Raw genomic sequence first — 13,557 nt, 5'->3', positions numbered from 1 at the left:
CGGCGTCAGGTCTCGTCATCGAACGCCCTGACGCCGCGCCTGGCCGGAGTCCGCAAATTCGCGTACATGCCTGTGGTGCGGAACTGGCTCGGTGTGATGCCGTAGCAGCGGCGGAAGACCTTTGAAAAATAGTTCGCTTCCTCGAAGCCGCACAGGATGGCGACTTCCTTCACCGGCAAAAAATCCGCTTTGGTCAGCAGCTTCGCCGCGCGTTGCAGGCGCTGCTGCAGCACGAACTCGGCCGGAGGCAGGCCTTCGCTCTCGGCGAAACAGCGTGAGAAATGGGCTCGGCTGAGGCCGCTGATCTGGACCAGGTCCGCCACCGGCAGCGGCTTGTCGAGATTGGCGTTGATGTGATCGATGACCGGCTGCATGGCGCTTAGTTTTTCGGCGAAGGCATGGGAACCGAAGACATCGTCATAGAGCGCCATCGCAGCCTCGTAGGCTATCGCGGAAGCAGCACCCGGCGAAGCGGCGCCTTTGATCAGGCGCAAGCTGCAATCGGCAAGATGATCGATTGTCGCCGGCTGCAGCCGAAATACAGGACCCGAGACGCTGAGGATCGACTTGTGGATGCGCAGCGCTTCCTCGCCGTTCATCGAAATCCAGAAATATTCCCAGCGCTCATCTCCAGCCAGCCAGTAGCGGTGGTTGTGCGGCACCAGCACCAGCAATGTGTCGTTCTTCTGCAAGCGGTAGTTGCGGTTTTCGTAGCGCAGCCGGCCAGTCCCGCTGATCGTGTGCTGGAGCACGGTGAACGGTGTCTGACCGCGCTTGCGGCCGTCCCAGTCGTAGATTTCGTCCTCGCGCACTTCGTAGCCCGTGCTCGTCGGCATGGCGTGCAGGCGCTGGCGGCCGCGCGGCAGCGAGATCGTGCGCATGGACTGTCCGTGTTCTATCAAATCATGCAGCACAAAATTACCCCTGAAAGCATAATCCTTCTCTGGTCGCGCTCGCGAATAAGCGCATAATCCCCATCGAAAAGCGAGAGAGATCCGCAGTCAAGGAGCGGACAGGGAGGTTGGCGAGCCGGATTCCGGCTTGTCCTGCATACATGTCGCGGCATGTGGCTACAGCCTCCATTGTCATTCCTTGCCTGCAATTCGAAATGGAATGAGGTGCGGCTGATGAGTTTCAAAATCGCTATCATCGGTGCCGGCAGCGTCGGCTTCACCAAGAAATTGTTCACCGACATCTTGTGCGTGCCCGAATTCAAGGACATCGAATTCGCGCTGACCGATGTCAGCGAGCACAATCTTCAGATGATCAAGGCGATCCTCGACAGGATCGTCGAGGCGAACAGGTTGCCGACCAGGGTGACGGCGACCACAGACCGCCGCAAGGCGCTCGAAGGCGCTCGCTACGTCATCAGCTGCGTGCGGGTCGGCGGCCTCGAAGCCTACGCCGACGATATCCGCATTCCCTTGAAATACGGCATCGACCAGTGCGTCGGCGATACGATCTGCGCTGGCGGCATTCTCTATGGCCAGCGCAACATTCCGGTGATCCTGGATTTCTGCAAGGACATACGCGAGGTCGCCGAGACGAACGTCAAATTCCTGAACTACGCCAACCCGATGGCGATGAACACCTGGGCGGCGATCGAATACGGCAAGGTCGACACTGTCGGGCTCTGTCACGGCGTCCAGCACGGCGCCGAGCAGATCGCCGAGGTGCTTGGCGCGAAGTCCACGCAGGAGCTCGACTATGTCTGTTCCGGCATCAACCACCAGACCTGGTTCATCGACCTGCGCCTCAACGGCCGCCCCATTGGCAAGGATGAACTGGTGGCCGCTTTCGAGGCGCATCCGGTCTATTCCAGGCAGGAGAAGCTGCGCATCGACGTCCTGAAGCGCTTCGGTGTCTATTCGACCGAAAGCAACGGCCATCTTTCCGAATATCTGCCCTGGTACCGCAAACGTCCCGACGAGATCACGCGCTGGATCGATATGTCCGACTGGATTCACGGCGAGACCGGCGGCTATCTCCGCTACTCCACCGAAACCCGCAACTGGTTCGAGACGGAATATCCGCAGTTCCTCGAAGCGGCGTCCAAGCCGATCGACCGCGAGAAACGCTCCAACGAGCATGCCAGCCACATATTGGAGGCGCTGGAGACCAACCGCGTCTATCGCGGCCACTTCAACGTCAAGAACAATGGCGTGATCACCAACCTGCCGCAGGATGCCATCATCGAGTCGCCGGGCTTCGTCGACCGTTTCGGCATCAACATGGCCGCCGGCATCACGTTGCCGGAGGCTTGCGCCGCCACCTGCATCGCTTCGATCAACGTCCAGCGCATGTCGGTGCATGCCGCGATATCAGGCGACATCGATCTTCTGAAGCTCGCCGTGCTGCATGACCCGTTGGTCGGCGCGGTTTCGACGCCGGAGGAGGTCTGGCAGATGGTCGACGAAATGGTCGTCGCCCAGGCAGCCTGGCTGCCGCAATACGCCCATGCGGTTCCGGCCGCCAGGGAGCGGCTGTCGACATCCAAGGTGAAGACCCGCGAGTGGGCGGGCGCCGCACGGCGCAGCGTTCGCTCGATCGAGGAATTGCGCGCCGAAAAAGCCGCGCTGAAGCAAGCCGGCTGAAACGGGCCGGCTGAAACGGGCCGGCTGGAAATTCATGCGGTGATGGTGGATCCATGGGAGGCGGATCCACTGCCACGAAGCCGTTTGAATTCGAGGAGAGGCGGAGCGGGTGCAAACGCTCCGGACAAACAAGAGGGAGAGAGACAGTGAGGAATTTACGCAATATCGGCCTTGCTGCCGGACTGGCGCTGAGCGTCTCGGTCTCGGCACTCAGTGCTTACGCTTCCGAGCCGACGGTTCCGCCGGCGCCGACACCGTTTCCCGCCGAAGGCAAGATCAATTATGTCGCGCGCGACTCCATTCTGGAGTTCAAGGCGCTTCCCGAATATCACGAGCCGGACTGGGTCACCGAGAAATACGTCAAGACCGGCAAGCTTCCGCCGGTGAAAGACAGGCTGCCGAAGGAGCCGCTGGTCTTCAAGACGGGCAATATGCAAGACGGCATCGGCGTCTATGGCGATACGATGCGCCACGTCATCGGCGGGCGGCCGGAAGGCTGGAACTACGGCGCCGGTCAGACGCAAGGCTGGGGCGGCATCGACATCGGCCTCTCCGAATGCCTGACGCGCACCGCCCCGCTGTTCCAGGTCGAGGCCAAGGACACCGAGCCGCTGCCGAACCTGGCCAGGAGCTGGGATTGGTCGAGCGATGGCCACAAGCTGACCATGCACCTCATCGAAGGCGCGAAGTGGTCGGACGGCGTGCCGTTCAACGCCGACGACGTTATGTTCTACTGGGACGACGAGGTCGTCGATCCCAACGTCTCGCCGCTGAACGGCGCCACGCCGGAAACCTTCGGCGTCGGCACGACGTTGAAGAAGATCGACGACTACACCGTCGAATGGACCTTCAAGGACGCCTTCCCGAAGCAGTACCTGTATGCCATGGCCTACGGCACCTTCTGTCCTGGTCCCGCGCACATCCTGAAGCCGCAGCATCCGAAATATTCGAAGAACACCTACGATCAGTTCAAGAATGCCTTCCCGCCGGAATTCATGAACATGCCGGTGATGGGCGGCTGGGTCCCGGTCGAATACCGGCCGGACGATATCATCGTCATGCGCCGAAATCCCTATTATTGGAAGGTCGACGAAAAGGGCAATCAACTGCCCTATCTCAACGAACTGCACTACAAGCTGTCGACCTGGGCCGATCGCGACGTCCAGGCGGTGGCCGGCGCGGCTGATTTTTCCAATCTGGAGCAGCCGGAAAACTTCGTCGCCTCGCTGAAGCGTGCGGCGGAGGCGAACGCGCCTGCCCGTCTTGCTTTCGGCCCGCGGCTCATCGGCTACAATCTGCGCTTTAATTTTTCCGCCAATGGCTGGGGCAATCCGGACGAACGCGGCCAGGCGATCCGCGAGCTGAACCGCAACGAGGATTTCCGCAAGGCCGTCACCATGGCGCTCGACCGCAAGGCGCTCGGCGACTCGCTGGTCAAGGGGCCGTTCACCGCCATCTATCCCGGCGGCTTGTCGTCAGGAACCAGCTTCTACGACCGCAATTCGACGGTCTACTACCCCTTCGACCTCGATGGCGCCAAGGCGGAACTCGCCAAGGCCGGCCTCAAGGACACGGACGGCGACGGCTTCGTGAATTTCCCTTCCGGCACCGCCGGCGGCAAGAATGTCGAGATCGTGATGCTGGTCAACAACGACTACACGACCGACAAGAGCCTTGCCGAAGGCGTCGTCGCCCAGATGGAAAAGCTCGGGCTGCGGGTCGTGCTCAACGGCCTCAACGGCACCCAGCGGGACGCTTCGCAATACTCCGGCCGCTTCGATTGGCTGGTCCGGCGCAACGAACAGGAACTGACCTCGGTGGTGCAGAACACCGTGCAGCTTGCCCCTGTCGGCCCGCGCACCAGCTGGGACCATCGTGCGCCGGAAAATGGCGAGGTCGACGTGATGCCGTTCGAAAAGGACCTCGTCGACATCGTCAACAAGTTCGTCTCCACGCAGGACAATGACCAGCGCGCCAGCTTGATGAAACAATTCCAGAAGATCTCGACGGAGCACGTCTACAATGTCGGCCTGACGGAATATCCCGGCGCGCTGATCGTCAACAAGCGCTTCTCGAACATTCCGCAGGGCACGCCGATCTTCATGTTCAACTGGGCCGAGGATTCGATCATCCGCGAACGGGTGTTTGTCGCCGCAGACAAGCAGGCGAAATATGAATTGTTCCCCGATGAGCTGCCCGGCAAACCCGGAGAGAAGGGGCTGATGAATTAGGTTTACCTCCCTGACTGAGAGACCTCCGGCCGCGCCGCTGGCGCGGCCGGACAAACCAACCTCCGGACGCAACCAAGGGCGCGATCGGCGAGACAAGGAACGAACCGTCCATGCTGCGATTCCTGCTCACGCGCATAGCGTCGGCAATCCCGGTCCTCGCCATTTTGAGCCTGGCCACCTTTGCCATCATCCAGGCGCCGCCGGGCGACTATGCCGACTACATCCGTTCGCAGGCGATCAACCAGGGTGGAGCTTCCTTTGCCGAGGCCGACGCGCAGGCAAAGGCCTATCGCATCGAGCATGGCCTCGATAAGCCGCTGCCCGTGCAGTATCTCAACTGGATCGTCGGCATCGTCACTCGAGGCGATTTCGGCTACAGCCTGTACTACAACAAACCGGTCGCCGATGTGGTCGGAGAGCGCCTGCCGCGCACGCTCCTTCTGGCGCTGGTCTGCCATCTGCTGGCCTCGGTGCTGGGCATCACATTCGGCATATGGGCGGCGACAAGGCAATACACCTGGATCGACTCGACACTGTCGGCCATCTCCTTCCTCGGTATGACGGTGCCGCGCTTCCTGATGGCGCTGATCATCGTCTATCTCCTGGTCTTCCAGTTCAACGTGTCTGAGATCGGCTCATTCTTCTCGCCGCAATATGGTGGTGCGCCGTGGTCGTGGGCCAAATTCGTCGACCTCGTCAAACATGTCTGGCCGGTGGTGGCGATCGCCACTTTCGGCGGCCTCGCCTACAATATGCGCGTCATGCGCGGCAATCTGCTCGATACGCTGAACGCGCAATATGTCGAGACGGCAAGGGCCAAGGGGCTGACGGGTGCTGCCGTCGTCATGCGCCACGCCGTGCCCAACGCGCTGCATCCGCTCATCATGTATCAGGGCGTGGTGCTGCCCTATATGCTGACCGGCGAGATCGAGACGGCGATCATCTTCGCACTGCCGACCGTCGGCCCGGCGATCGTCGGCTCCATGGCTGTCGGCGACGTCTATGTCACTGCCACCTTCATGATGGTCCTGTCGGCGACACTCATCGTCGGCAACATCATCGCCGACATGCTGCTCGTGCTGCTCGATCCGCGCGTGCGCCAGTTCGGGGAGCGTTGAGATGCTGGCGCGCGATCCATCCCCTCCACCGCTGCCTGCCGAAGGGCCCATCGTCGCCAAACCGGCGCATGGCAACGAAAGCTACATGGCGCTTGTCTGGCGCCGGCTGAAGCGCTCCTGGACCGGCATGGCCGGGCTCTGGCTCGTCGTGCTGCTGCTGGTGATGGCCGTATTAGCCGAATTCATCGCGCCAATGGACCCGAAGGTCACGGATGTCGGCTTCGCTCCGCCGCAGGTGCCAAGCTTCCATGACAGAGACGGCGGTTTCACCGCACGGCCGAGGGTCTATGCGCTGGCCGATTCGGCGGACCTCGATCCGGTCACTTTCCAGCCCGTCGTCGGCCCCGACTATGATCATCCTAGGCTGCTCGGTTTCTTCGTGCATGGCGCGCCCTACAAGCTGTTTGGGCTGCTGCCGGCGGACCGGCATCTGTTCGGCTCGCTGGACGGCCAGCCGGTGCATTTCCTGGGCACCGACAAGTTCGGCCGTGACGTGCTGTCGCGCGCCATCCACGGCTCGCGCGTCTCGCTGATGATCGCCCTGACGGTCGTCTTCATCATCACCGTCATTGGCACCATCGTCGGCATGGTTTCCGGCTATTTCGGCGGCAGGTTCGATGTCTGGATGCAGCGCTTCGTCGAACTGGTGCTCGCCTTCCCGCAGCTGCCGCTCTATCTGGCGCTGACGACACTGATCCCGGTCACCGCTCCCACCAACGTCTTCCTCGCTTTCGTCATCATCGTCATGTCGGCCTTGGGCTGGGCGCAGATGTCGCGCGAAGTGCGCGGCAAGACGCTGGCGCTGGCGCGGATCGAGTATGTGCGCGCCGCCATGGCGGTCGGCGCCACCGACCGGCGCATCATCATGCAGCACATCTTCCCCAATGTGATGAGCCATGTGATCGTCGCCGTGACGCTGGCGATCCCGACCGTGGTGCTGCTCGAATCCTTCCTCGGTTTCCTCGGCTTCGCCGTCAAGCCGCCGCTGATCTCGTGGGGCCTGATGCTGCAGGACACCGCGACCTATTCCGTCATCGGCACCTATCCCTGGATCCTGTCGCCGGTCGGTTTCGTGCTCGTCACCGTCTTTGCCTTCAACGCGCTTGGCGACGGCCTGCGCGACGCCGTCGACCCTTATTGAGGTGCTGAGATGACCGTCGCGCTCGCCGAATCCTTCGCACCGATCGTCCGTCACGACCATGACGGACGCCAGGACCAGCCGATCATCGATGCCCGCAACGTCGCCGTGGCCTTCAAGGTGGAGCATGGCGTCGTCGAAGCGGTCAAGGACATCTCGTTCCAGCTCTATCGCGGCGAGACGATCGCCATCGTCGGCGAATCCGGTTCGGGCAAGTCGGTGACGGCGCGCACCGTCATGGGCCTGCTGTCGCGGCGCGCCACGGTGTCGCCCGGCTCGAGCGTCTGTTATGACGGGCAAAACATCCTGAAATTTCCCGAGAGCGCCCGGCGCAAGCTGCGCGGCAACCGCATCTCGATGATCTTCCAGGAGCCGATGAGTTCGCTCAACCCGATCTATACGGTCGGCAGCCAGATCGTCGAGGCGATTCGGGTGCATCGTAAGGTCAGCCGCAAACAGGCTTGGGCGCGAGCGCTCGAACTTCTGCAGCACGTGCAGATTCCCGATCCTGCCGCGCGGCTCAGACAATACCCGCATCAGCTCTCGGGCGGGCAACGCCAGCGGGTGATGATCGCCATGGCGCTGGCCAACAATCCCGACGTGCTGATCGCCGATGAGCCGACCACGGCGCTCGATGTCACCGTCCAGGCGCAGATCCTGAACCTGATCCGCAGCCTGCAGAAAGAGCTGCGCATGGCGGTGATCCTGATCACCCACGACCTCACCGTGGTGCGCCAGTTCTCCGACTACGTCTATGTCATGCAGCATGGCGAAATGTGCGAGCACAACGTCACCGAACGGCTCTTCGCCGACCCGCGGCATCCCTATACGAGGCGGCTGCTGGCTTCAGAGCCGCATGGGCAGCCGAAGCCGCTGCCGGAGGGCTGTGGCACCATTCTCGAGGCCAGCGGCGTGCGCGTCTCATTCATGCTGCGCCACGGCACCTTTCTGAAACCCGACTGGCGCGAATTGGTCGCCGTCGACGATCTCAGCCTGAAACTCTGTCGTCATGAGACGCTGGGGCTGGTCGGCGAGTCCGGCTCCGGCAAGACCACCTTCGGCCAGGCCCTGCTCCGGTTGATCGACGCCAAGCGCGGCGAGATCCGTTTCGACGGCAAGCCGATCCACGGCCTGTCGCGGGCCGAGATGCGGCCGTTGCGCTCGCGCATGCAGATCGTCTTCCAGGATCCGTTCTCCTCGCTCAACCCGCGCATGACGATCGGCCAGATCATCGAGGAAGGGCTGATCGTCAACAGCATAGGGGCGACGCGGCGCGAGCGGGTCGAACGGGTGCGCGACGCGCTGGTCAGCGCCGGCATGCCGGGCGATATACTGTCGCGGTTTCCGCACGAATTCTCTGGTGGCCAGCGGCAGCGCATTGCGATCGCCCGCGCCATAGCGCTTGAACCAGAATTCATCCTGCTCGACGAGCCGACATCGGCGCTGGACCTCTCCGTCCAGGCGCAGATCATCGACCTCCTGCGCAAGCTGCAGGACGAGCGCGGCCTCAGCTACCTCTTCATCTCGCACGACCTCAAGGTGGTGCGTGCGCTGTGCCATCGCGTGATCGTCATGCAGAACGGCAAGATCGTCGAGCAGGGCCCCGTCGACGACATCCTGTCCAATCCCAAGACCGCTTACACCGAACGGCTCGTCAGGGCCGCTTTCGATGTGGCCTGAACATATGCCGGAGGTTAGCATGGCAAGAAATCCCAAGATCACGTTCATCGGCGCCGGCTCGACGGTGTTCATGAAGAACATTGTCGGCGACGTGCTGCAGCGCCCGTCGCTGTCCGGCGCGACGATCGCGCTGATGGACATCAATCCGCAGCGGCTGGAAGAGAGCGCCATTGTCGTCAACAAGCTGATCGCGACGCTTGGCGTCAAGGCGAAGACCGAGACCCATTCGGATCAGCGCAAGGCGCTGGCCGGCGCGGATTTCGTCGTCGTCGCCTTCCAGATCGGGGGCTACGAGCCCTGCACAGTCACTGACTTCGAGGTGCCGAAGAAATACGGCCTGCGCCAGACGATCGCCGACACGCTCGGCGTCGGCGGCATCATGCGGGGCTTAAGGACCGTGCCGCATCTGTGGAAGGTGTGCGAAGACATGCTCGCCGTCTGCCCCGATGCGATCATGCTGCAATATGTCAACCCGATGGCGATCAACACCTGGGCGATAGCAGAGAAATACCCTGAGATCAGGCAGGTCGGCCTCTGCCATTCGGTGCAGGGCACGGCAATGGAACTGGCTGAAGACCTCGACCTTCCCTACGAAGAGATCCGCTATCGCTCGGCCGGCATCAACCACATGGCGTTCTATCTGAAGTTCGAGCATCGCCAGCCGGACGGTTCCTACCGCGACCTCTACCCAGATCTCGTGCGCGCCTATCGCGAAGGCCGCGCGCCCAAGCCCGGCTGGAACCCGCGCTGTCCCAACAAGGTGCGCTACGAGATGCTGACCAGGCTCGGCTATTTCGTCACCGAGAGCTCGGAGCACTTTGCCGAATACACGCCCTATTTCATCAAGGAGGGCCGCCCCGACCTGATCGAGAAATACGGCATCCCGCTGGATGAATATCCCAAGCGCTGCATCGAGCAGATCGAGCGCTGGAAGGGACAGGCTGAAGCCTATCGCTCGGCCGATCGCATCGAGGTAGAGCAGTCCCGGGAATATGCCTCCTCGATCATGAATTCAGTCTGGACCGGCGAGCCGTCGGTGATCTACGGCAATGTCCGCAACAATGGCTGCATCACCTCGCTGCCCCGCGATTGCGCCGCCGAAGTGCCGTGCCTGGTCGATGCCTCCGGCATCCAGCCGACCTATATAGGCGAGCTGCCGCCGCAATTGACCGCGCTGATCCGCACCAACATCAACGTGCAGGAACTGACGGTGCGGGCTCTGATGACCGAGAACCGCGAGCACATCTACCACGCGGCGATGATGGATCCGCACACCGCGGCCGAACTCGATCTCGACCAGATCTGGTCACTGGTCGATGATCTCTTGGCCGCTCACGGCGACTGGCTGCCGGGCTGGGCGCGGGTGGCGCGCAAGACCGAGGCCGCCTGACGACCTCATTTCGGAGCGTCGGGATCCGTCTCTTCCTCGTCATCGCGGGCCTTGATGACATAGGCGCCCTTCAGCCAGCGGTTGAGGTCGATGTCCTTGCAGCGCGTCGAGCAGAACGGAAAGCTGTCGCGCGCCGAGGGCTTGCCGCATTCGGGACAGGGGCGCTTTGGGCGCAAGGGCGTGACTTTGGGATCGGAATTCACAGCCGGGTTCCCGCCAGCCAGCCGCCATGCACCTTGAAGCCTTCGCCGCTCAGCAGCGCGATGGTCTCATAGAGCGGCAGCCCGACGATGTTGGTGTAGGAGCCGACCAGCTTGACGACGAAGGCGCCGGCGAGGCCCTGGACGGCGTAGCCGCCCGCCTTGCCGCGCCATTCGCCCGAGGCGATATAGGCGTCGATCTCTTCGCGCGGCAGCCGCTTGAAACGCACCCGCGTCTCGACCAGGCGCTGGCGCAGCTTGCCACCCGGGGTGATAAGGCAGATGCCGGAATAGACCCGATGCGAACGGCCCGACAACAGCCCGAGACAGTTGGCAGCGTCGTCGAGGGTTTCTGCCTTGGGCAGGATGCGCCGCCCGACGGCAACCACCGTGTCGGCGGCCAGCACGAAACCCGGCGCATAGTCGGCTTCGGTCTTCAGTGAGGCGAACGCCTTCTCGGCCTTTTCCTTCGACAGCCGCTTGGCCAGCGAGCGTGGATGCTCGGCACGCAGCGGCGTTTCGTCGATATCGGCCGGCAGCACGCGGTCCGGCTCGATCCCGGCCTGCTGCAAGAGCTCGATTCGGCGCGGCGAACCCGAGGCAAGCACCAGCTTCTGCAAAATGCTCATCGCGGACCAGTCGGGCTTTGCTTACTTGAAACGATAGGTGATGCGGCCCTTGGTCAGGTCGTATGGCGTCATCTCGACCAGAACCTTGTCGCCGGTCAGCACGCGGATGCGGTTCTTGCGCATGCGGCCGGCCGTATGGGCGATGATTTCGTGTTCGTTTTCGAGCTTTACCCGGAACATCGCGTTCGGCAACAATTCCGTCACGACACCCGGAAACTCGAGGACTTCTTCCTTCGGCATTCGATACCTTTGCTTGGATGGTAGTTCCAGCACCCTGGCCGGAATTTCGGCGGAACCTATATGATAATCGTCCGCTTGTGAACACGCTTAATCCGTCGCGTTTTTTGCCTCTGGAAGCAAGAAACGTCGGCCTATGCGCACCTTCAGCCGCTCGCGGACGTCCCGGTACGCTGCCATGATCTGTTCGCGCGTGCCACCGGCGTCGGTCGGGTCCGGCGTCGGCCAATATTCGACCTCGACGGCGAGCGAGCGGGTGAGTTCGAGTGCGGCGTGGTGCGCTTCGGGTGCCAGCGTGACGATCAGGTCGAAATAGTCGTCCTCGAGATCGTCCATCGTCCTTGGGTGGCGCTCGCCCAGCGTGAGATCTTCTTCGGCCAGCACCGCATCGACGAACGGATCGCGCTCGCCGGCGCGAACGCCGGCCGAAGCGACAAAGACGGTGGCGGGCAGCATCCGGCGCGCCAGCTGCTCCGCCATTGGCGAGCGCACGGCATTCATGCCGCACAGGAACAGGATCGAACGGGGCAGGGCGCCGGGCGACAGGGCTAGCCCCGCCAGTGCAGCACGCAGACCAGCGTGAACAGCCGGCGCGCCGTGTCGAAGTCGATGTCGATCTTGCCGGACAGCCGGTCCATCAACGTCTGCGAACCTTCATTGTGCAGGCCGCGGCGGCCCATGTCGATCGCCTCGATATGGCTCGGCGTCGAGGAACGGATGGCGTCGTAGTAGCTTTCGCAGATCATGTAGTAATCCTTGACGATGCGCCGGAGCGGCGTCAGCGACAGGATATGGGTGACGACGGCGGTGCCATCCTCGCGCGCAACGGCAAACACCAGGCGCTGCTCGGCCAGCGACAGTTTCAGCCGGTAAGGGCCGTCGCCGCTGTCATTGACGGGCTGGAAACTGTTCTCCTCGATCAGGTCGAAGATCGCCACCGCGCGTTCATGCTCGACATCCGGCGTTGACCGGCCGATCGATTCATCGAGTTCGACATCGATCAGCCTGGCGCGGGTTTGATCGGGGCCAGACATCGCCGCCTACATGTTCAACCGTATGGCGACGGAGCGTCCATGCGCGTCAAGACCCTCCGCCTTTGCCAGCGCAATCGCCGCCGGCGCCAAGATACGCAACTGCTCCGGTCCAAGCTTGAGGATCGACGTGCGCTTGACGAAATCGAGCACGGACAGGCCGGACGAGAAACGCGCCGAGCGCGCCGTCGGCAGCACATGGTTGGAGCCGCCGACATAGTCGCCGATGGCTTCCGGCGTGTGGCGGCCGAGAAAGACCGCACCGGCATTGCGCATCCGCGACAGGAAGCCCTCGGCGTCGTCGATGGCCAGTTCGACATGTTCGGCGGCGATGCGATCGACCAGCGGCAGCGCGGCGTCGATGGTCGACACCTGGATCACGGCACCAAAATCGCGCCAGCTCGCCGCTGCCGTTTCAGCGCGTGGCAGGCTCTGCAACTGGCGCTCGACCGCCTGTTCGACCGCGATGCCGAAAGCCGGATCGTCGGTGACCAGGATCGACTGCGCCGAAGCGTCGTGTTCTGCCTGGGCCAGCAGGTCGGCAGCGATCCAGTTCGGATCGTTGCTGCCGTCGGCCACGACAAGCACTTCCGACGGCCCGGCGATCATGTCGATGCCGACGGTGCCGAAAACCTGGCGCTTGGCTGCCGCGACAAAGGCATTGCCCGGGCCGACGATCTTGGCGACCGGCCGGATTGTCTCGGTGCCATAGGCGAGGGCGGCGATCGCCTGCGCGCCGCCGACGCGGTAGATTTCGGACACGCCTGATATGTCCGCTGCCACCAGCACCAGCGGATTGATGATGCCGCCCGGCGCCGGCACGACCATGACGATGCGCTCGACGCCGGCCACTCTGGCCGGCACGGCGTTCATCAGCACCGAGCTCGGATAGCTCGCCGTACCGCCCGGCACATAGAGCCCGACGGCCTCGATCGCCGTCCAACGCCAGCCGAGCTCGACGCCGGCGGCATCCGTATAGCGATCGTCCTTCGGCCGCTGCCGTTCATGATGCGAGCGGATGCGGTCGCGCGCGAACTCCAGCGCCTCGATCGTCTTTGGGTCGGCCGTTTCGTAGGCGGTTGCGATGTCTTCCTTAGACACGGCAATGCCGAGGCCGGTCAAATCGGCGCGATCGAATTTCCGCGTATAGTCGATCAGTGCCGCGTCGCCCTCCGCGCGCACGCGCGCGATGATGTCGCGCACCGCGGCATCGACATCGGCGGAGACCTCCCGCTTGGTCGTGAGGAAGGCGGCGAAACGTTGCTCGAAATCGGTATCGGACTGACGAAGCGTGATGGCCATCGGACGC

The 13,557-nt window shown here is 62.9% G+C and carries 13 protein-coding genes; 6 read left to right on the top strand and 7 right to left on the bottom strand.

Annotation, left to right across the window (positions count from 1 at the left end; genetic code table 11):
• Nucleotides 1-5: 5 nt before the first annotated feature.
• Nucleotides 6-881, bottom strand: coding sequence for an AraC family transcriptional regulator (locus EN990_RS02455; RefSeq protein WP_082826649.1), 876 nt, complete (start codon nucleotides 879-881; stop codon nucleotides 6-8).
• Between the two features lie 246 nt (nucleotides 882-1,127).
• On the opposite strand from EN990_RS02455, the gene EN990_RS02450 reads away from it, so the two are divergent.
• The 6 genes from EN990_RS02450 (at nucleotide 1,128) to EN990_RS02425 (ending at nucleotide 10,151) form a co-directional block, all read left to right on the top strand.
• Entirely contained in the window at nucleotides 1,128-2,594 is a 1,467-nt protein-coding gene (locus EN990_RS02450; RefSeq protein ID WP_127384499.1) for an alpha-glucosidase/alpha-galactosidase, read from the top strand.
• Between the two features lie 146 nt (nucleotides 2,595-2,740).
• Entirely contained in the window at nucleotides 2,741-4,825 is a 2,085-nt protein-coding gene (locus tag EN990_RS02445; protein WP_013530190.1) for an ABC transporter substrate-binding protein, read from the top strand.
• Nucleotides 4,826-4,935: 110 nt separating this feature from the next.
• Nucleotides 4,936-5,943, top strand: coding sequence for an ABC transporter permease (locus EN990_RS02440; protein WP_013530191.1), 1,008 nt, complete (start codon nucleotides 4,936-4,938; stop codon nucleotides 5,941-5,943).
• Between the two features lies 1 nt (nucleotide 5,944).
• Nucleotides 5,945-7,084, top strand: coding sequence for an ABC transporter permease (locus EN990_RS02435; protein WP_127368849.1), 1,140 nt, complete (start codon nucleotides 5,945-5,947; stop codon nucleotides 7,082-7,084).
• Nucleotides 7,085-7,093: 9 nt separating this feature from the next.
• Entirely contained in the window at nucleotides 7,094-8,761 is a 1,668-nt protein-coding gene (locus tag EN990_RS02430) for an ABC transporter ATP-binding protein (protein ID WP_127368850.1), read from the top strand.
• Nucleotides 8,762-8,780: 19 nt separating this feature from the next.
• Entirely contained in the window at nucleotides 8,781-10,151 is a 1,371-nt protein-coding gene (locus EN990_RS02425) for an alpha-glucosidase/alpha-galactosidase (RefSeq protein WP_127367163.1), read from the top strand.
• A gap of 5 nt (nucleotides 10,152-10,156) precedes the next feature.
• Here the strand turns inward: EN990_RS02425 and yacG are convergent, their stop codons facing one another.
• From yacG to hisD, 6 genes are all read right to left on the bottom strand, one after another.
• Nucleotides 10,157-10,354 (bottom strand): DNA gyrase inhibitor YacG, encoded by a 198-nt coding sequence (yacG, locus tag EN990_RS02420; RefSeq protein WP_013530195.1) that lies wholly within the window; start codon nucleotides 10,352-10,354, stop codon nucleotides 10,157-10,159.
• Nucleotides 10,351-10,980 carry a Maf-like protein gene (locus tag EN990_RS02415; RefSeq protein WP_013530196.1) on the bottom strand — a complete coding sequence of 210 codons (630 nt, stop codon included), beginning with the start codon at nucleotides 10,978-10,980 and terminating at the stop codon, nucleotides 10,351-10,353. The genes yacG and EN990_RS02415 overlap by 4 nt, the downstream gene beginning before the upstream one ends.
• 21 nt (nucleotides 10,981-11,001) lie before the next feature.
• Nucleotides 11,002-11,220, bottom strand: coding sequence for a translation initiation factor IF-1 (gene infA, locus EN990_RS02410; RefSeq protein WP_006200926.1), 219 nt, complete (start codon nucleotides 11,218-11,220; stop codon nucleotides 11,002-11,004).
• An 87-nt stretch (nucleotides 11,221-11,307) separates the two neighbouring features.
• On the bottom strand, nucleotides 11,308-11,778 hold the full coding sequence (locus EN990_RS02405; RefSeq protein WP_013530197.1) for a low molecular weight phosphatase family protein: 471 nt from the start codon (nucleotides 11,776-11,778) through the stop codon (nucleotides 11,308-11,310).
• On the bottom strand, nucleotides 11,766-12,251 hold the full coding sequence (locus EN990_RS02400) for a UPF0262 family protein (RefSeq protein ID WP_013530198.1): 486 nt from the start codon (nucleotides 12,249-12,251) through the stop codon (nucleotides 11,766-11,768). The genes EN990_RS02405 and EN990_RS02400 overlap by 13 nt, the downstream gene beginning before the upstream one ends.
• A gap of 6 nt (nucleotides 12,252-12,257) precedes the next feature.
• Nucleotides 12,258-13,550, bottom strand: a complete 1,293-nt coding sequence (gene hisD, locus EN990_RS02395) for a histidinol dehydrogenase (RefSeq protein WP_127370737.1) — start codon at nucleotides 13,548-13,550, stop codon at nucleotides 12,258-12,260.
• Nucleotides 13,551-13,557: the final 7 nt, after the last annotated feature.

This window comes from Mesorhizobium sp. M7A.F.Ca.US.005.03.1.1 (assembly GCF_003997975.1).
GTDB classification, from domain to species: Bacteria; Pseudomonadota; Alphaproteobacteria; order Rhizobiales; family Rhizobiaceae; genus Mesorhizobium; species Mesorhizobium ciceri.
The sequence above is the reverse complement of the archived record's forward strand: the minus strand, read 5'-3'. Positions and strand labels throughout refer to the sequence as shown.